Annotated in this window: 19 protein-coding genes and 1 tRNA gene; 13 read left to right on the top strand and 7 right to left on the bottom strand. The window is 60.8% G+C overall.

Annotated elements, in window-relative coordinates; genetic code table 11:
- Positions 1–3: 3 nt before the first annotated feature.
- Positions 4–1,683 carry a sensor histidine kinase gene (locus ABDZ98_RS12060; RefSeq protein ID WP_343808252.1) on the bottom strand — a complete coding sequence of 560 codons (1,680 nt, stop codon included), beginning with the start codon at positions 1,681–1,683 and terminating at the stop codon, positions 4–6.
- Positions 1,684–1,895: 212 nt separating this feature from the next.
- Here ABDZ98_RS12060 and ABDZ98_RS12055 point away from each other — a divergent pair, with 212 nt between their 5' ends.
- From ABDZ98_RS12055 to ABDZ98_RS12045, 3 genes are read left to right on the top strand one after another with little or no spacing between them, the layout of a single operon-like run.
- Complete coding sequence (locus tag ABDZ98_RS12055; protein WP_343808249.1) at positions 1,896–2,360, top strand: Lrp/AsnC family transcriptional regulator; 465 nt, start codon at positions 1,896–1,898, stop codon at positions 2,358–2,360.
- Between the two features lie 4 nt (positions 2,361–2,364).
- The gene (locus ABDZ98_RS12050; RefSeq protein ID WP_343808246.1) at positions 2,365–2,769 is read left to right on the top strand and encodes a DUF6152 family protein; all 405 of its coding nucleotides are present in this window, start codon (positions 2,365–2,367) and stop codon (positions 2,767–2,769) included.
- Positions 2,769–3,524 (top strand): hypothetical protein, encoded by a 756-nt coding sequence (locus tag ABDZ98_RS12045; RefSeq protein ID WP_343808243.1) that lies wholly within the window; start codon positions 2,769–2,771, stop codon positions 3,522–3,524. Before ABDZ98_RS12050 ends, ABDZ98_RS12045 begins: the two co-directional genes overlap by 1 nt.
- A gap of 38 nt (positions 3,525–3,562) precedes the next feature.
- Here ABDZ98_RS12045 and ABDZ98_RS12040 read toward each other — a convergent pair whose 3' ends face one another.
- The 4 genes from ABDZ98_RS12040 to aroQ form a co-directional block, all read right to left on the bottom strand.
- Positions 3,563–4,252 carry a pentapeptide repeat-containing protein gene (locus ABDZ98_RS12040; protein ID WP_343808240.1) on the bottom strand — a complete coding sequence of 230 codons (690 nt, stop codon included), beginning with the start codon at positions 4,250–4,252 and terminating at the stop codon, positions 3,563–3,565.
- Positions 4,242–5,591: an acetyl-CoA carboxylase biotin carboxylase subunit gene (gene accC, locus ABDZ98_RS12035; protein ID WP_343808237.1), complete on the bottom strand. Its 1,350-nt coding sequence runs from the start codon at positions 5,589–5,591 to the stop codon at positions 4,242–4,244. Before accC ends, ABDZ98_RS12040 begins: the two co-directional genes overlap by 11 nt.
- A gap of 8 nt (positions 5,592–5,599) precedes the next feature.
- On the bottom strand, positions 5,600–6,055 hold the full coding sequence (gene accB / locus ABDZ98_RS12030) for an acetyl-CoA carboxylase biotin carboxyl carrier protein (protein ID WP_343808234.1): 456 nt from the start codon (positions 6,053–6,055) through the stop codon (positions 5,600–5,602).
- A 129-nt stretch (positions 6,056–6,184) separates the two neighbouring features.
- Entirely contained in the window at positions 6,185–6,619 is a 435-nt protein-coding gene (gene aroQ, locus ABDZ98_RS12025) for a type II 3-dehydroquinate dehydratase (RefSeq protein WP_343808232.1), read from the bottom strand.
- A 228-nt stretch (positions 6,620–6,847) separates the two neighbouring features.
- On the opposite strand from aroQ, the gene ABDZ98_RS12020 reads away from it, so the two are divergent.
- Positions 6,848–7,993, top strand: coding sequence for an O-fucosyltransferase family protein (locus ABDZ98_RS12020; RefSeq protein WP_343808229.1), 1,146 nt, complete (start codon positions 6,848–6,850; stop codon positions 7,991–7,993).
- Here ABDZ98_RS12020 and ABDZ98_RS12015 read toward each other — a convergent pair.
- Positions 7,974–8,387 (bottom strand): holin family protein, encoded by a 414-nt coding sequence (locus tag ABDZ98_RS12015; protein WP_343808227.1) that lies wholly within the window; start codon positions 8,385–8,387, stop codon positions 7,974–7,976. The two genes, ABDZ98_RS12020 and ABDZ98_RS12015, sit on opposite strands and share 20 nt — an antisense overlap.
- Before the next feature lie 294 nt (positions 8,388–8,681).
- Here ABDZ98_RS12015 and ABDZ98_RS12010 point away from each other — a divergent pair, with 294 nt between their 5' ends.
- The 7 genes from ABDZ98_RS12010 (at position 8,682) to ABDZ98_RS11980 (ending at position 15,795) form a co-directional block, all read left to right on the top strand.
- On the top strand, positions 8,682–11,141 hold the full coding sequence (locus tag ABDZ98_RS12010; RefSeq protein WP_343808224.1) for a TonB-dependent receptor: 2,460 nt from the start codon (positions 8,682–8,684) through the stop codon (positions 11,139–11,141).
- Between the two features lie 159 nt (positions 11,142–11,300).
- Entirely contained in the window at positions 11,301–12,179 is an 879-nt protein-coding gene (locus ABDZ98_RS12005; RefSeq protein WP_343808222.1) for a hypothetical protein, read from the top strand.
- Positions 12,094–12,615, top strand: a complete 522-nt coding sequence (locus ABDZ98_RS12000; protein ID WP_343808219.1) for a DUF6152 family protein — start codon at positions 12,094–12,096, stop codon at positions 12,613–12,615. The genes ABDZ98_RS12005 and ABDZ98_RS12000 overlap by 86 nt, the downstream gene beginning before the upstream one ends.
- Positions 12,616–12,638: 23 nt before the next feature.
- Positions 12,639–13,019, top strand: a complete 381-nt coding sequence (locus ABDZ98_RS11995) for a DUF6152 family protein (RefSeq protein WP_343808216.1) — start codon at positions 12,639–12,641, stop codon at positions 13,017–13,019.
- 31 nt (positions 13,020–13,050) lie between these two features.
- Positions 13,051–13,854 carry a hypothetical protein gene (locus ABDZ98_RS11990; RefSeq protein WP_343808213.1) on the top strand — a complete coding sequence of 268 codons (804 nt, stop codon included), beginning with the start codon at positions 13,051–13,053 and terminating at the stop codon, positions 13,852–13,854.
- Between the two features lie 63 nt (positions 13,855–13,917).
- Positions 13,918–14,415, top strand: a complete 498-nt coding sequence (locus tag ABDZ98_RS11985) for a MarR family winged helix-turn-helix transcriptional regulator (protein WP_343808209.1) — start codon at positions 13,918–13,920, stop codon at positions 14,413–14,415.
- A 99-nt stretch (positions 14,416–14,514) separates the two neighbouring features.
- Positions 14,515–15,795 carry a cytochrome b/b6 domain-containing protein gene (locus ABDZ98_RS11980; protein WP_343808206.1) on the top strand — a complete coding sequence of 427 codons (1,281 nt, stop codon included), beginning with the start codon at positions 14,515–14,517 and terminating at the stop codon, positions 15,793–15,795.
- Positions 15,796–15,896: 101 nt separating this feature from the next.
- Here the strand turns inward: ABDZ98_RS11980 and ABDZ98_RS11975 are convergent.
- Positions 15,897–15,973 (bottom strand) — tRNA-Pro (locus ABDZ98_RS11975).
- Positions 15,974–16,148: 175 nt separating this feature from the next.
- Here ABDZ98_RS11975 and yajC point away from each other — a divergent pair.
- Together yajC and secD are read left to right on the top strand one after the other, a co-directional pair.
- Complete coding sequence (gene yajC / locus ABDZ98_RS11970; RefSeq protein ID WP_343808203.1) at positions 16,149–16,466, top strand: preprotein translocase subunit YajC; 318 nt, start codon at positions 16,149–16,151, stop codon at positions 16,464–16,466.
- A gap of 20 nt (positions 16,467–16,486) precedes the next feature.
- Positions 16,487–18,091: a protein translocase subunit SecD gene (gene secD, locus ABDZ98_RS11965; protein WP_343808200.1), complete on the top strand. Its 1,605-nt coding sequence runs from the start codon at positions 16,487–16,489 to the stop codon at positions 18,089–18,091.
- Positions 18,092–18,098: the final 7 nt, after the last annotated feature.

Below are 18,098 nucleotides of genomic sequence, written 5' to 3'. Positions count from 1 at the left end.
GCCCTATGCCGCATTTCCGTCCCTCAGCTCCGTGCTAGGTTTTGCATCCTCAACGGTCAATAGCGGCAGCGTCACGCAAAGAATATCATCCGTGAAAGCGAATGTTCCGCCTGCGGCAATCACTTCTGCCTGCGCCAGCCGCAAGGAAAAGCCGGTGCCGAACATGCCTGCCGAGATTACCGGACGGCTCTCCGGAATGCGCGTGGCCAGCGGGTCTTCCAGCGCGGCAATGGCACAGGGCAGTTGCAGCTTCACAGTTATGTCTTCGCCATCGCTGGCAAGGCGAACCTGCGTCCTTTCCGATGGCGCAAGCGCCCCGGCAAAACTTGCCAGAATGCGCCAGCTGATCGCCATCAGTTCATCCCGGGCCAGCGCGGTGGTGAAGGGGGAGCCGGTCACCTCCAGATCAAAACCGGCGCCGCGTGCGCGCAGGGCGCCATCCAGCCGTCGTATGGTTTCGGTCAGCGTATCGCGCAGGTCTGCGTCCCCGCTCTCCAACTCCAGCGTGGCGGTTTCCAGCTTGGACAGGCGGTCCACCTCGTCAAAGGCGGCCAGCAATTTGGCGGCATCGACCGTGACGGCGGCGGCCAGCGCGCGATATTCATTGGGGGCGGGGCCGAACAGCTGCTGCTGGATAATCTCGGCAAAGCCCTGGATCGCGTTTACCGGCGTGCGCAGTTCATGCAGCACCTGGCGCATGCGTTCGCCGGGGCTGTCTGGCGTGGAAATTTCAGACGGCTCATCGGCGTAAACCGGGCGGTAGATGCGGCCCATGAAGCCAGCGAACTGACCGCTGCCGGGCCTGAACATGGGCTGGGCATCGATCCGCCATTCGCCCGAAATGGCCGGTGTGCCGTCGATCTGCAGATGGCCGGAACGAACGGGCTGCATCTCACGCAAGGCCTTTGCCGTCCGATCATCCACTTCGGCGATGACGCCGGGGCCCCTGCGTGCCAGACGCATGCCGATCACCAAGGGGGCGATTTCGGAACTGGCCCAGTCGATCCGCCCTTCGGCATCGCTGGTGAATTCGAACAGCGCAAAACTGGCAATTTCCTCCGCGTCCTCGCTGTCACCCAGAGGCAGGCGAGGGGCGGAAGGGGCGACCTTCTTGCCTTCGCGAAAGGCCTCTATCCGGCGCAGCAGAGCGCGAATGCCATCGGCATCACGCTCGCCAGAAACGGCGGTGGTGAGCGTTGCGGCTGGTTGTACGGCGGCCTCATCTGCGTTCGCCGGTCCGTCTGGCTGTGGCAACACCAGATCGCCCACGCCCAGCTGCCGCAGCACCTTGCGCGCTCCTGCGGGAAGGTTTCGCCTGTGCCGCAGGAAACCGCGCGCCATCACCGGCAATTGCGGGATCAGCTGCTGCCAGTCCTCGTCACGCAATTGCGCGGTGGCCAGCGCGGATGCAGCCAGCCTGGCCTCTCCATTGGCGAGGAATTCGACCAGCTGCCGGTTGCGCAGCCGCAGGCCCGGTTCGCGCAGGATCTGCGATTGCTCCTCTGCCGGGATGAGGCGCGACAAGGTTGCCAGCCGGGCATAGGCGGCGGCGGACATTTCGCCCTGTTCCTGTTCGGACGAACTGCCAAGAAGATCGAGCAACTGCCTGTATTGCGTACGCGCGGCCCGCTCGCTGCCGACATCGGCGCGCAAGACAGTGGCAAGGCGATCGTCAAATAGCATGGGGTGGGCGCGAATCCTGCTGGTGCAAACGGGCAATTATGGGCATCATGTCATTAGACGCTGGAACGCCAGAGGGCATTCACGCTGCTTCGTGCGTTGCAAAGCGGGACAATTGCCGTCATACACAATAATGTTTCCTCCAAGGGGTGTTTTGCGTGCGTTTCATTTCGCGCTCAACGGCCCGGAGGGTGTATTTGCTGCGGGGCAGGGCAATGGCGACACTCGACACTATCGACAGAAAATTGCTGGCTGAGCTTCAGGCGGAAGGCAGGGTCACCAATGTGGACCTGGCGCGCCGCGTTGGATTGACTGCGCCGCCGTGCCTGCGCCGCGTCCGCTCGCTGGAGGAAGACGGCGTAATCCGCGGCTATCACGCCGATCTGGACCCATCCAAGCTGGGCTTTGCGATCACCGTATTCGCCATGGTTTCCCTGCGCAGCCAGGCCGAGGAAGACCTGCGCGCCTTTGAAGAGCACATCAAGACTCTACCCGAAGTGCGCGAGTGTCACATGCTGAATGGGGAGATCGACTTCATCCTCAAGATCGTCAGCAAGGACCTGCAAAGTTTCCAGGAATTCCTGACCAGCAAGCTGACGCCTGCGCCCAATGTGGCCAGCGTGAAGACATCGCTCACCATCCGCACGGCCAAGCATGTTCCGGGTGTTCCACTGGACTGATCCGATGAGCAGATTTGCCAGCACCGCCTCCATACTCGCCGCCGTCATCCTTGGCCTGGCTATTCCGGGCAAGATTGCCGCGCATCATTCCTTCGCGGTGTTTTTTGACGAGACGCGGACGGTGGCGATCGAAGGGCGGGTCACCGCCTTCCGTTTCACCAACCCGCATGGAACCATCGCGCTGGACGTAACCGCCGCGGATGGAACGGTGCAGCACTGGCGCGTGGAAACCAACGCGCCAGTGGTTCTGCAGCGGCGCGGCTGGACGCGCAGCAGCCTGCATGCCGGAGACATTGTGCGCATAGACGGCTGGCCATCGCGCGACGGCAAGCCCTATCTGCGGCTGCGCAGCGCCACCATGCCCGATGGCCGCGCTGTGGGTCAGGCGTTTGGCGTGGGCGAAGATTGATGCGCCGGATTGCTATGGTGCTGGCACTGGCGCTGGCTCCGGTCCAGCTGGCCACCCCGGCAGCGGCGCAGGATCATCCCGATTTCTCCGGCTTCTGGGCACCTGAATTTGGTGAGGTAGAGCGCCCGCAGGACCTGCTGGACAAGCTGCCCGCTGGCGTGGGCATGGTGGAAGACACCGGCGTGCTGGAATTTCCGCGCGGGGAATTTGGCGAACTGGTGCTGACCCCCGAAGCGCTGGCCTATGCAGAGAACTGGCGACCGGAAAACGACATGACGCTGGACCGCGTGTGCCTGGCCCCCAGCATCGTCTACGCCATTCAGGGGCCATTCCCGTGGGAAGTGTTCCAGACCAACGAACTGATTGTTTTCAAATATGAATATTTCGATCAGACGCGGCTGATCTTCATGGATGGACGCGATCATCCCGGCGATGATTTCCCCCATTCCAAGATGGGTTTCTCCACCGGTTACTGGGACGGGGATGAGCTGGTGGTGGACACCACGCATATTGCCGCCTCCACCATCACCAACAACGGCCTCGACCATACTGATGATATCCACATGATCGAACGCTATCGCCTGTCAGATGATGGCAAGCGGCTGATGGCCACGCAGTGGTTTTCCGATCCGGCGGTGATTGAGAATGACGGCGCGCGCTTCATCAGCTGGGCCGCGCGCGAAGGCGAGCATGTCTACCCTTACGAATGCGATCCGACCTTCGCGCTGGAATATGCGGCCCGGGGCGGAGACTAGAGCGAGAGAAGCTGCTCAAACCGCCATCAGCGGACGTTTCAGCGGACGTTGATGCCCAGTTCGCTCAACAACTGGCCTGCCTGTTCGCGCGATATGGTCGCACCGCGAAACAGGTTGGCATCTTCCAGCCGCAGCCCGCCAAGATCGCATCCCCTCAGATCAGCGCCGAGAAACCGCGCGCCGTCTACATTGGCTTCGCGCAGGCTGCATTCGTCAAAAACCGCCATGCGAAAATCGCACTTGCGCAGATCGGCCTGCGAAAAATCTATCCGCTTGAGGGTAGCCTTGCGAAAGGAATAGCCCGGGATTTTGGCATTGATCAGTAGGGTTTCCTGCAAATCGATGTCTGCGCCCCTTACATCGGTCAGATCGGCGCCGGTCAGCTTGCATTGGACGAAGCGCGCAGAATCGCAGTTGGCACCTTTGAACATGGTATTGTTCAGATCGGTGGAGCTGAAACTCGCCTCGCTCAGATCGCTGCCGATGAAACTGGCGAAGGGGCCGCGGCAGGATCGCCAGACAGTGGCTTCCAGCTGCGCGCCGGACAGATTCGCCTGTCGCAGGCTGCATCGTTCGAATGTCCAGCCTGCCAGATCCAGACCCGACAGGTCCGCTTCTTCCAGATCGCAGTCCAGCAGGTGCCGGGGTGTCTGGCCGGTCAGATTCTCGATGTCATCGCGTGCCAGCACCCGCTCACGGACGGTGCCTCCCGGTGGCTCAGCCTTCACGCGCCGCCAGATAGTCCTCAAGCCATTTGATCGAATAATCGCCGGACAGGATATCGGGCTGCCTGAGCAGTTCGGCATGCAGCGGGAGCGATGTCTTCACGCCCTCGATCACCATTTCCTCAATCGCGCGGCGCAGGCGCATGATGCAGCCTTCGCGCGTGCGGCCATAGACGATCAGCTTGCCGATCATGGAATCGTAATAGGGCGGGATGGTGTAGCCGGCATACAGGCCGCTATCCACGCGCACATGCATGCCGCCAGCCGCGTGATAGGCGGTGACCTTGCCGGGGCTGGGGGCGAAGGTGAACGGGTCTTCGGCATTGATGCGGCATTCGATCGCATGGCCGGAGAAGCGCAGTTCCTCCTGCGTGACAGACAGCTCCTTGCCATCGGCAATGCGGATCTGTTCGCGCACCAGATCGACCCCGGTGATCGCTTCGGTCACCGGATGTTCCACCTGCAGGCGGGTGTTCATTTCGATGAAGTAGAACTCGCCGTCTTCCCACAGGAATTCGATCGTGCCCGCGCCGCGATATTGCATGTCGGCCATGGCTTTCGCCACGATGCCGCCCATCCGGTCCCGCTCTTCGGGCGTGATGACGGGCGAGGGAGCTTCTTCGAGCACTTTCTGGTGGCGGCGCTGGAGCGAGCAGTCACGTTCGCCCAGATGGATCGCCTTGCCGCGACCATCGCCGAACACCTGAAATTCGATATGGCGCGGATTGCCGAGGTATTTTTCCAGGTACATCGTGTCGTCGCCAAAGGCTGCCTTGGCTTCGGACTTGGCCTGGTTGACCAGCGATTCGAGCAGATCCTCGCTGGGGATCACCTTCATTCCGCGCCCGCCACCGCCAGCAGCGGCCTTGGCCAGCACCGGATAGCCGATTTCGGCGGCAACGGCCCGCATCTCGTCAAAATCTTCAACCGCGCCGTCCGATCCAGGAACCAGAGGCAGGCCCAGCGCGCCGGCGGTCTTCTTGGCCTGCACCTTGTCACCCATGGTGCGGATATGTTCGGGCTTGGGGCCGATCCAGGTGATGCCATGCGCTTCGACAATGTCGGCGAACTGCGCATTTTCGGACATGAAGCCGTAACCGGGGTGGATCGCATCCGCGCCGGAAATCTCGGCCGCGGAAATGATCGCGGCGGTGTTGAGGTAGCTGTCCGTGGCAGAGGGCGGGCCAATGCACACAGCGTGATCGGCCAGGCGCACATGCATGGCATCGGCGTCGGCGGTGGAATGCACCGCCACCGTCTCAATACCCATTTCATGTGCGGCACGGTGGATACGCAGCGCAATTTCGCCGCGATTGGCAATCAGGATTCGGGTAATAGCCATGCCGGTCCTCAGGAAATCACGAGCAGCGGCTGGTCGAATTCGACCGGCATGCCGTTGTCGATCATGATTTTCCGGACCGTGCCTTCCTTGGGGGCGGTGATCGGGTTCATGACCTTCATCGCCTCCACGATCAGCAGGGTATCGCCCGCCTTCACGCTGTCACCCACCTTCACGAACGGGTCAGCGCCGGGTTCACCCGACATATAGGCGGTGCCGACCATCGGCGAGCGCACGGCGTTCGCCAGATCGACAGCAGGTGCTGCCTCCGGCGCAGCTTCTGCGGCCGGAGCTGCGGGAGCAGGCGCGGCAGAAGCATGCGCGACAGGTGCGGGCGCCACAGGTGCCGCCACAGCGCCGCGAGAGACGCGAATCTTGCGATCGCCATCTTCGACTTCAATCTCTGTAAGTCCGGTTTCCGCCAGCATATCGGCGAGTTCACGCACCAGCTTGGAGTCGATCTTCATTGCGCCATTGCGTCCGGGGGAGCCTTTATTCTCGGCCATGCAAACCTCTTGATGGGTTAATTCTCGCTGATGTCGCTAGATGGTGCGACACATCATGGCAAGAGGGGGCAGGTCATGCGATCACGGCAGCTACAGTTTTGCCGCCGCCTCCAGAGCCAGTTCATAGCCATAGGCGCCAAAGCCCGCGATCGTGCCTTTTGCGGCCATCGCCACGAAGCTCTTGTGGCGATAGGCCTCGCGCGCATGCGGGTTGGAGATATGCACTTCGATCACCGGAGTCTTGATGCTGCGGATGGCATCATACAGCGCCAGACTGGTGTGGGTGAGCGCCCCTGCATTGAGCAGCACGGCCCTGGCACCCTCTGCCTGCGCCTCATGCAGCCAGTCACACAGATGGCCTTCATGGTTGGACTGGCGAAGATCGATTTCCAGCCCCAGCACCTGGGCCTTGTCCTCCAGCCGACCGGCAATATCGTCGAGCGTGTCGGACCCGTAGATCTCCGGCTCTCGCAGGCCAAGAAGGTTCAGGTTCGGTCCGTTGAGGATGAAGACTTTGTTCGACATGTTCTCTCATTTCCCGTTCGTTCGCGGGTCACATAAGCGTATGCCGGCCATCTGGCAAAGCGCGATAAAGCACCTTGTGCCGGGCTATATGTGCTGCGACATTCGTTGCTGGCGTTGTAAACAGCGGTGGCGGGGGCTGGCAGCACTGTTGCCGAGTGCCCGCAACACCGGTCGTGATCGCACCGTTGAAAACTGGGCCGTTGGTAACAGGGATGCATTGCCGAACACATGAAGCGTCAAGGCTCCACGGACCGGGATTACCATGACTTCATTGTCAGATCGGGCGGCACATTCATTCTGGGCCTGATCACCGATGGCTTTTCGCGGCTGGCGGGCCGTCCCACGCGCCGCAGCAAGATCGGCAGCCTGTGGCGTCGCCACTTCGCGCACCTGCTTCGCCGCCGCCCGATTACGGTGCTGACCAATTCCCACTACATCCGCGACGAGGGCGGATGTTCGCGCGCGCTGATGACGATGTATGCCATCAGCTACTGCCGCAAGTTCGGCATTCCATACCGGCATACCCCCTTCACCGGCGTGCACCATGCAGAGCGCGGGCAGGAGGAATGGGACCGAAACTGGGAGGAGTTCTTCAATCTTGGCACGGGCGAGGTTCCGGCGGCAGGGCGCGAAAGCGAGACTTTCGACCTGTTCCTGCTGACCTTCCTGAAGAAGCCGGGCGGAGAGGACCTTGTGCGATTTGTTCGCCCTGCATTGCCGGACTTCCGCCCGATCTACTATTTCGTGTTTTCCGAACTGCCCGAAGGCAAGTTCCGCCAGCTGTTCGAGGGCATGTTCGTGGACCTGCTGCAACCGATGGTGCCTGAATTCAGGGCGCGCTTCCGCCAGTCCCGGCCCGCGGTTCGCAATGCAGTCTTCACGGTCGCCATGCACGTGCGGCGGGGCGATGTCGGCCCGGGCAGGCAGGACATGTGGACCGATAGCGAAAGTTTCAGCCGCACGCTGGCGAGCGTCAGGCAGGCATTGTCACAGCGCGGCCTCGCGCACCGCATCCTCATTTTCTCGCAGGGCAAGCAGGAGGACTTTGCCGAGTTCGACGGTCCTGACGTGGAATTTCACCTCGATGCCGATCCGTTCTGGACGCTGGAGCAGATGATCGATTCCGATTTGCTGGTCATGTCCAAGAGCAGCTTCAGCTATGTCGCGGCCATGCTTTCAGACGGGCTTGCCGTGTATGAACCGTGCCAGATTCCTCCCTTGCCGCACTGGATCATGCGCGACGGGCAGGGCGATCTGGATATCGACGTGCTGAAGGGGCGCCTCGAACATTATCTGGCATCAAAAGATGATGTGCTGCCTGCCGGGAATGCCGGCTCGCCTTCGCCTGAAGCGATTACCGCTCCACACCCTTGACCTTGCCCCACTGGCGCGCGGCGGTGTAGCCCAGATAGCCGGTGCCGAAGAGCGCATAGAGCGGTTCCGGCAGGCCGTTGAGATAATCATTCATCCCCCGCGCAATGTCATGCGCGGTGCCCGGATGGAATGCCGCCAAAATGCCCATCGGCAGGGCAAACAGCAGCAGCGTGTACATCACATACAGGAAGCTGGGGCGGGCGCGGCTGGTCCACGGATCGGTGGAACTGGCCTCTGCCACGATGGCCGACATGCGCGCCTCGATCTGGTCAAGTTCCTGTGAGCCTTCCAGCTTGAGCAGTTCCAGCTTGGCCTTGTCGCGCGCGGCCTTGTCCGGGATCACCTTGTCGATGATCGATGCGATGGGACCGATGAGGGTTTCGATAAGGGCCATTGTGCGCTCCGATTGTGTATGATTCGGATCGCAGATGGGCTTGGGCATCGGCTGTAGGACAGCAAAAACTGGCCCCGCGTGCTCTGGTCAATCCGGCGTTCGATGTGCCGTGCGATCTGGCCGTCAATTTGGTAAAGTCAAAAATATCTATTTGGTTTTATCAAAAAGGCTTTCTTTTTGTCAGAGTCAAAATATAGTCCGGCCATTCGCGAGCATCTGCCAGCCGCGGGGGACCTGCAGGTCAAGAGGAGGGCCTGCAGAGTATAAATGGTCGAACAAACAGGGAGTTATGGGATGAACTGCAAGAGCAGGATGGCGCGTCAAAGCGCCTATTTCGCCAGCTGTGCGCTGGTCGCCTTGTCGGCACCACTTGCCGCTCAGGACAATAGCCAGAGGAATGACACGCCAATCGCCGCCCAGTCTGCGATCATCGTCACCGCTGAAAGGCGTGAGACGAATCTGCAGGACACGCCGCTTTCGGTTGTCGCCATGACGGGCGAGAACATCGAGGCCAAGGGCATTGAAAACCTCGCCGATCTTGCAACCTTCACTCCCAACCTGAACATCACCGGCGGTCGCGGAAGCGGCAATTCCAACCCGCAGTTCTCGATCCGCGGCATTTCCGGTGGCGGCGGCGCCACAGGCGAGCGCGGCGTTGGCCTGTATATTGACGGTATCTATGTGCCGCGCACCAACGGTTCGGTCCTGCGCGTCATGGATATCGAGCGGGTCGAAGTTCTGCGCGGACCGCAGGGCACGCTGTTCGGCCGCAATTCCACCGGCGGCGCCATTCGCTATTTCACCAAGCGGCCCGAGCTGGGGGTTACCGAAGGTTATGTCCGCACGACGCTGGCCAATATGGATCGCGCCGATCTGACAGGGGCGCTGAATGTGCCGCTGGGCGAAACGGCGGCCTTGCGCGTGCAGGGTGCCTGGCTGAACCAGGGCGGCTGGGTACAGCGCGCCACGCAGAGCCTGGGTGAAACGACCGATTATCTGGGTCGCGCCGATCTGCGCGTCGAACCCAGCAGCGATTTCACCATCGATCTGGGCTTTCTCTACTCCGATTCCAAAAGCAACGGATCGCCCAATGTGTTCGAGGAATTCGACATGCGTCCCGGCCTCGAAGGCTTCTGGGAAGGCAATTACGGCGACTGGGTGAATGATGCGCTGAAGCTGGACGGACAGGCCCCGATCGCGGCCTATAACGATTCGCGCATCGTGATCGATGACTTCACCGCGCCGGGCTTCTGCCTGCTCGACGATTTCGATCCTGACTGGGATTCGGCCTGCGAGCAGTATGACAATACCAAATACTGGCAAGCCAGCCTGAACATGAGTTATGACCTGTCTGATACGGTCACCCTGACCAGCACCAGCGGCTTCTCCAGCCTCGACAATGTCAGCAAGCTGGACTGGCAGTATCTGGGCACGGAAAGCCGGGTCACGGCCATTACTTCTGACACGTTCTATCAGGAACTGCAGCTCAATGCGGAGCTGTTTGCAGGTGCAGTCGATCTGGTTCTGGGCGGCAGCTATTTCCATGAAAAGGCGTTCAGCGATCTGGTGGTGTTCAATCGCCGCGGTACCAGTGACGTGCCGCGCGGCGGTCCATTCAAGGATCAGCTGCGTCCCAATGGCAATGCCGATGCCGGTCTGTTTGACCGCAGCGATAACGAAACCACGCAGAAATCCGATTCCATCGGCATTTTCGGCAGCGCAACCTGGCATATCACCGATGACCTGAACTTCACCGGCGGACTGCGTTATGCGCATGACTACAAGGACTACATGACGACCGAATTCGCCAATGACAGTTTCGTCCCCTTCCCGGGCACGGACCGGACCACGGCGACCAGCGATTACAGCTGGGATCAGGTCGACTGGCGCGGATCGCTGGATTACCACCTGACCGATGACTGGATGTGGTACGTAACCGCGTCCAAGGCATACAAGGCCGGTTCCTACAGCGGCGTGGCGCTGCTCCCCAATGTGCGGGGCGAGGATCAGAGCGGTGATTACATCCTGCCGATCGATCCGGAAAAGGTCATCAGTTTCGAAACCGGTATGCGAGCGGAAGCTTTCGGCGGGCGCCTTCGGTTCAACCCGACTGCGTTCTACATGATGTGGTCCAACCGCCAGGCGGCGCGCCAGGCACAATGCTCCGGACAGGTCGGCTGCCCCGAGCCGCCCGGCTTCCGCATCGAAATCCTCAATACCGGCGACGTCGATATCTACGGTGTCGAGCTCGATACGCAGGCATTCCTGACAGACGATTTCTGGCTCGACGGATCGTTCGGCTATACCGGATACGATCTGAAGGACGAAGTGGCCAACAGCGGTCCCAACCTGTTCCCCGGACCGCCGCAGATCAGCTTCAATGTCGGGGCGACTTACCAGGCCGATGTTGGCCCGGGCGAACTGACGCTCAACGTCAACTATGCCTACACCAGCAACCAGCCGACGCACCCCACCGAAACCGGGGATTCGGCCTATCGCCTGCCGGCCATCGAACTGGTCAACGCGCGCATTCGCTATGAACCGGACAATGTGCCGGTGACGGTCAGCGTGTTTGCCAACAATCTGTTCGACAACACCTATGCCACATACGCCACCCGCTTTGGCGGCGGCTACTGGGATCGCGGCGGGCCGACGTCCATCCAGATCCCGGCCGCAGCGCCTGAGCGTTCGGCCCTGTTCGTGGTTCGTGGAAAGCCGCGTGAAGTAGGGATAAGCCTGCAGTACGATTTCTGATAACCATGGCGCGACCCGTGGCGGAGACGTCGCGGGTCGCGTATTGCAATTGGTTCATTCTGACTTCATCCAATTTGCATTAGTCAAATGGCTATCGGGGGTTTTGGGAACGTGATGCGAAAGAACGGGAAAATTTGGGGACGGGCAAGCGGCGCTGCAGTGGCGGCGGCTTCGCTGTGCACATTTATTGCAGGCGCGGCTGCGGCGCAGGATGCGCCGGTGCAGCCAGACGTGGTGCGGCAATATGTTCCGCTGAGCGAAGAACGCCTGCAGCAGATGGTGCCCAAGCACCCGGATTATCTGGGGGCGCTGGCACCGGAAAATCTCAATCGGGAGCGACCGCCGGCTCCCTTCAATGTAACCGGGACCTGGTTCATCGATCTGTCGGAAGGGTTTTCGCATTTCCTGTTCGGCCCGCCCTATCCCAAGTTCGGACCGGAGGGGATCGAAGCGCTGATAGAGGCTCCGCTGGCGCAGGCGCGCAACGAAACCTATCGCGATTCGATTGGCCAGTGTTACCCGCCGGGCATGCCGATGATCATGACGCGCGTGTGGCCGCATGCCTTCATCCAGCTGCCCACGGCGATCTACATGATCTCGGGCTTCAACAATTCCGTCCGCACGATCTTTCTGGACGGACGCGATTTCAGCGATCCGAACCTGGTCGTCCCGGGCTATAATGGTGAGAGCATCGGCCATTTCGAAGGCGATACGCTGGTAGTGCAGACGCGCTATCTGGAGCCGGACAACCACTGGATCGACTACGGCATCCCGATCACTTTCGATCTCGAGATAACCGAGCGCATTCGCCTGCTGGAAGACGGCAAGGTGATGGAAGTCGAATATATCATGACCGATCCCAACATGTGGGAAGGTGAGTGGCGCTCGACCAAGCGGTTTGGCCGCCAGGACTATACCGACATCAACGAATCCAATTGCATCCTTGCCTACAATGCTAACCTGCCGGGCACAGACCTTGGTGTGGAAGCTGCGGAGGAACGGGGCACCAGCAACATCGAAGGAGTTGCAGATGATTAAGAGTAGAACATGGCTCCCTGCGCTATCGGCACGGGCGGCCCTGGCGGTCATGGCCGGTGCGGCGACGCTTGCGATTGCGGCTCCGGCCCTTTCGCATCACAGTTTTGCGATGTTCGATCAGCGCCAGATCATGACGCTGGAAGGAACGGTAGTGGAATTCCAGTGGACCAATCCGCACGCCTTCATTGAAATCGCGGTCCCCACCAGGAACGGCACGCAGAGCTGGAGCATAGAGCTCAACAGCCCGAACAATCTCACCCGCCAGGGCTGGCGCCGCACGTCGCTGCGCAGCGGCGACCGGGTCACCCTGAGGATGAGCCCGTTGCGCAATGGTGAGCATGGCGGCCTGTTCCTCGACCTGCGCAAGGCGGACGGGACAGTGCTCGATTCCGGGCTGCCCAAGAATGGCGAGCCGGTCAACGTGCCGCAGGCATGAAGCGAAATCAGGAGGTCACGGTTATGAAGAGACTACACACGCTGGGGCTTTTTGCTGCCGCAGCCGCCATGTCGCTGGCACTGCCCGCAACGGCTCATCACAGCTATTCCATGTTCGATATGACCAAGACCGTGGTGCTTGAAGCCAAGGTCACGCAGTTCCGCTGGCAGAACCCGCACGCCTTCATCCGGGTGGAAGTTCCGGTGGGCGGCGAGGTCGAAGTCTGGTCGATAGAGATGACGAGCCCCAACAATCTGGTACAGGAAGGCTGGACCAGAACGTCGGTGCGGCAGGGTGACAGGGTCCAGCTTTACGTCCATCCTTTGCGCAATGGCGCCCGGGGCGGAAGCTATTCCGGCATACGCCTGCCCGATGGTTCCACGCTGGGAACAGTAGAAGACTGAGGTATCGCGTTTCGTGGAGGGGACGAACAGCATGACAATTAAGCGTGGCCTGGCAACGGCCATTGGACTGGCAGTGCTTGCCGCAAGCGGCGCCGCACAGGCGCAATTGGGCGCAGCAATCAGCTCACCCGTGCCAGATGGCATCGAAGCGAGCCAGAGCGCCGGTTTTGCCAAGGGCAAATATGCCCAGCTGGATTCGCTGCCCGATTGGGGCGGTATCTGGTTCCTGCAACGCCCCGATCCCAGCGATGGTGCCGGCAACCAGCCCGTGCTGAAGGGCGAGTATGAGCAATTGCGCGAGCAATGGCGCGCAGATGTCCTGGCCAATGATGGCGTGGAGCAGCGCGACCGTTCAAATTGCAGCCCGCCGGGACTTCCGCGGATCATGCGGCTGGCGCAATACCCGTATGAATTCCTGTTCACCCCGGGCCGGGTCACGATCAACCAGGAAGCCTGGATGCAGACCCGCACCATCTGGACCGATGGCCGCGAACACCCCGAATATGTCGATCCGACCTTCCACGGCCATTCGATCGGTCACTGGGAAGGGGATACGCTGGTGGTGGATACAATCGGCATTCTGGACAGTCTGGAAGTGGGCGAGGGTGGCCGCCATTCCGACCAGTTCCGCCTGATCGAAAGAATCCATCTCTCCCCCGATGACCCCGATGTTCTGGTCAATGAAATGCGGATGGAAGATCCGCTGGCCTTTGCCGAGCCTTATGAGGTTGTGGCCCGCTATCGGCGTGATCGTCACGGCGCGCTGATTGAGTTTCAGTGCTCGCAAAACGATCGCAATCCCGTCAATGAGGATGGCGAAACGCTCTTTCTTTGAAGCGGATTGACCTTATAGCCAGTCGAAAGAGCAGAACAGGAATGTGAGATCGCAGTGGAAAGAATGCCCGAAGCAGAAGCGCGCATTGATTCCAGCCGCAAGAAATCGCCAGTGGCTGATCTGGTCAGCATTCGCATGGTCATCCTGTTCAATTTGCTGCGTCGTGGCAGTCTGATCGGGCAGAAGCGCAACTTCGATCTGTCCGAAGTTCAGTGGCGGATCATGAGCAATCTTGGTCAACATGCCCCGCTTTCGCTCAATGGACTTGCCGAACTGCTGATCCTCGATTGCGGCCAGCTGAGCCGTGCGGTCAAAGGCATGGTCGAACGCGGCCTGTTGACCCGCACCCGCAAACCGGGCGGACCAGAGATCGAAATCGACATGACGGACAAGGGCAGGGAACTGTATGGCCGCATGGTTGAACGTGCTGTCAGTCGGGACGCCAGATTGCTGAAGGGGATCGACCCGGCCGATATTGCGGTGGTATCCCGCGTGATCAGTCACATGATCGCAGAGGCAGAAACGATCTTGGAAGAAGAACGCGAGCTGGGTAATTCCTGACACGCGTAAACACCTGACATGCGTAGACACAGGCAGGATCAGCAGTCGGCCAGCCTTTCAGTGTATGGAAGTGCGGCCCAGTAACAGGGATCAGTAAAAGTGATTTCAAACAGCACGGAACGTTACAGCAAGGTCGCAATCCTGTTGCATTGGCTGATCGCCCTGGCGTTGGCGGGAGAGGTCGCGCTGGGCATGTCCATGCCGCGTGATGCCAGCGGATTTGCACTTTACCAGCTGCACAAGAGCATCGGCATCACCATCCTTGCCCTGACAATGCTGCGGCTTGGCTGGCGGCTGACCCATTCTCGCCCGGCGAAGCTGGAACGCGGCATCAACGGTTTTCTCGCCTCGGCGGTGCATGTCGGTTTCTATCTCGTCATGATCCTTGCCCCGCTGACGGGCTGGGCGCTTGTGTCGACCGCGCCGATCGATGTGCCCACCTTGCTGTTTGGCGTGATCCCCCTGCCGCATCTGCCCTTGCCGGGTTCTATCAACGAAGCGGCCGAAGAAGTGCATGAGATCATCGCCTTCATCGGCATTGGCCTGTTCGTCCTGCATGTCGCCGGCGCGCTCAGGCATCATTTCCTGCTGCATGACCGCCTGTTGCAACGCATGGCCCCGGGCGGGTCCAGCAAGCTCGTCCTGGGCCTGCTGGTGGCTGCACTGGCCATATTTGCACTGGTGTTCGTCAGCGCGCGCGGAACGCCGCCGCAGGATGCAGCAGCAGAGCAGGCGATGGAAGCGGATGCCGCCGATCTGACCGCAGATGGGCCATTGGCCGATGAAGAAGCCGTACCAGCCGAAGATGCGGTCGAAGCTGGTGAGGAAGATGCCTCGGAAGTTGCCGAGGAGCCTGAAGAGGTTGTCGCAGCAGTACCGGCAACAGCCGGTCCGCCGCCGAAATGGACGATCCAGCCGGGCGGATCGCTGCGCTTTACCGTTGATAATAGCGGCACCACCTTGCGCGGATCATTCGCCAGCTGGAGCGGCGACATCGCCTTTGATCCCGATCATCCGCAAAGCGCCAATATTGCCATGCGCATCCAGCTGGGCAGTGCGACCCTGGGCGATGCCACGCAGGACCAGATGCTGAAGGGTGAGGATTTTCTGTCCGCCACGGCGTTTCCCACCGCAACATGGCGCTCCACGTCGGTTCGGCGTGTGGAGGGCAATCGCTATCAGGCTGACGGAACGCTGACGCTGAAGGGCGTGAGCAGGCCGCAGGCGATCACTTTCACGCTGTCCGGAACAGGCTCCAGCCGCTCTGTGACAGGGCGCGGCACGATCGACCGCAATAGCTTTTCGGTGGGAACCGGATCCAATGCAGCCAATGTGGGTGCCAATGTCGCGCTGGAGTTTGCCTTCGACGCGCGTTCCTGAACCCTGGCCCTGAACTTCGGCCCTGAACCCTGGCCCTGAACCCCGGCTTCAGGGCGGGGCACACGGGCGGCTGCGGAAACGGGTTTTGGGGAAAACTCCACTGGTCGGGACGACAGGATTCGAACCTGCGACCCCCACACCCCCAGTGTGATGCGCTACCAGGCTGCGCTACGTCCCGTTCCAGTGGAGAGCGCGCCTATAGGCAGCTGTCTGGCGGATGGCAAGCGGGTCGATTGCCCTTGTTAAACATTGCTGCTAGGCGCAGCGCCCACATGGCATTGGGGGCTTGAATGCTTGTCCCCTGCCGCCATTTACATCGCTCAACGCTTTCATGTTCCTGATAGGCAATTGCTATGCTCGATTTTCTCGCCGCCGGTGGCGCCTCTGCAGGCCAGGGGATTATAGGCTTCATTCCGATCATCGGCATGATTGCCATTTTCTGGTTCCTGATCATCCGTCCGCAGATGAAGCGGCAGAAGGAACACGCTGCCAAGATATCCAGCGTCAAGAAGAACGACCAGGTCGTTACTTCCGGCGGTATCGTGGGCAAGGTGGTGCGGGTCGATGACGATTATGTCGATGTCGAGATTGCGCAGGGCGTGAAGGTAAAGGTGGTCAAGGCCACCATCGGAGACATCGTGCCGCCCGGCGGCAAGCCCGCTAACGACTGATCGATCGGACCTGACGAGCCATGCTCGATTTTCCACGCTGGAAGAAGATTTTCCTCTGGGGCATCACTCTGCTGGTGGCCCTGGCTGCGCTGCCTTCACTGGTTTCCACAACATCGCTGAAATGGCCTGACAGCCTGCCTGATCCGATGGTCAATCTGGGCCTCGATCTTGCAGGTGGCAGCCATATCCTGCTTGAGGCTGAACCCGGCCAGGTTGGCCGCCAGCGGCTGGAAACCATGGAGGAGGCTGTTCGCAATGCGCTGGAAGACGCAGATCAGCGCATCCAGATCGGCGATATTTCCACCGCCAACAACCGTCTCGCCTTCATGCTGGAAGATCCCGCCCAGGTTGATGCCGCGCGCGATCTGATAGAGCCGCTGACGCAGGGTGCAGGCCTGACCGGCCAGCGCGACTGGACGATCCAGGTGGTCGACGGCAACCGCATGGTCCTGACGCAGACCGAAGCCGGTCTGGAACTGGCGATCAATCAGGCGATGGACAGCGCAACCGAAGTCGTCCGCCGCCGGATTGACAGTCTCGGCACGCGTGAGCCGACCATCCTGCGCCAGAGCGATACGCGTATCGTGGTGCAGGTTCCTGGCCTGCAGGATCCCAATGAGCTGAAGGAATTGCTGGGGCAGACGGCCAAGCTTGAATTCAAGATGCTCGATACGCAGGCCCTGCCGACCGACATCGAACAAGGCATTGCCAATCCGGGCAGCGAGCTGATTCCGGGCGCACCCGACAGCGATTATGCGGGCACGCAAATCGCGGTGAAGCGGCTCGGCGGCATTCGCGGAGACTCGCTCACCAACGCCCTGCAAAGCTTCGATTCGCGCACCAATGAACCGATTGTGCAGATTACTTTCGATGCGCAGGCGGCAGCCCGCTGGGCACGCATCACGACGGAGAATGTCGGGCAGCGCTTTGCCATCATCCTCGATGGTGAAGTGATTTCCGCTCCCAGCATCAATGAGCCGATCCTGAGCCCGACCTCGCAGATTTCCGGCGGCTTTACTGTGGAGAAGGCCAACCAGCTGGCGATTTCGCTGCGCTCAGGCGCTCTGCCGGTCGATCTGACCGTGATCGAGGAGCGCACCGTCGGACCTGACCTGGGTGCGGATTCGATCAAGCGCGGCCTGCTCGCCATGGGCATTGGTTCGCTGCTGGTCGTGCTGCTGATGATCTTCGCCTATGGCCGCTTTGGCGTATATGCCACGGCGGCACTGGTGCTCAACGTGCTGATGATCCTGGGCCTGATGGCGGTGCTCACCACCACGCTGACGCTGCCCGGTATTGCTGGCTTTGTGCTCACCATCGGCGCGGCGGTGGACGCCAACGTGCTGATCAACGAACGCATCAGGGAAGAGCGCAAGAAGGGCAGGCGGGTCGTCGCAGCGGTAGAGAATGGCTACAAGGAAGCCAGCCGCGCGATTTATGACGCCAACATCACCAACTTCATCGCTGGCGTGCTGCTGTTTCTGTTCGGCTCCGGCCCGGTACGCGGCTTTGCCGTGGTGCTGATCATCGGCCTGTTCACCAGCGTCTTCACCGCCGTAACGCTCACCCGCATGTGGGTGGCAGGCTGGCTGCGCAAGGCGCGGCCGACCGATCTGCATCTTTGAGGGGAGA

This window comes from Alteraurantiacibacter aestuarii (genome assembly GCF_039523595.1).
Classification (GTDB): domain Bacteria; phylum Pseudomonadota; class Alphaproteobacteria; order Sphingomonadales; family Sphingomonadaceae; genus Alteraurantiacibacter; species Alteraurantiacibacter aestuarii.
This window is presented reverse-complemented; position numbering and strand designations above follow the sequence as displayed.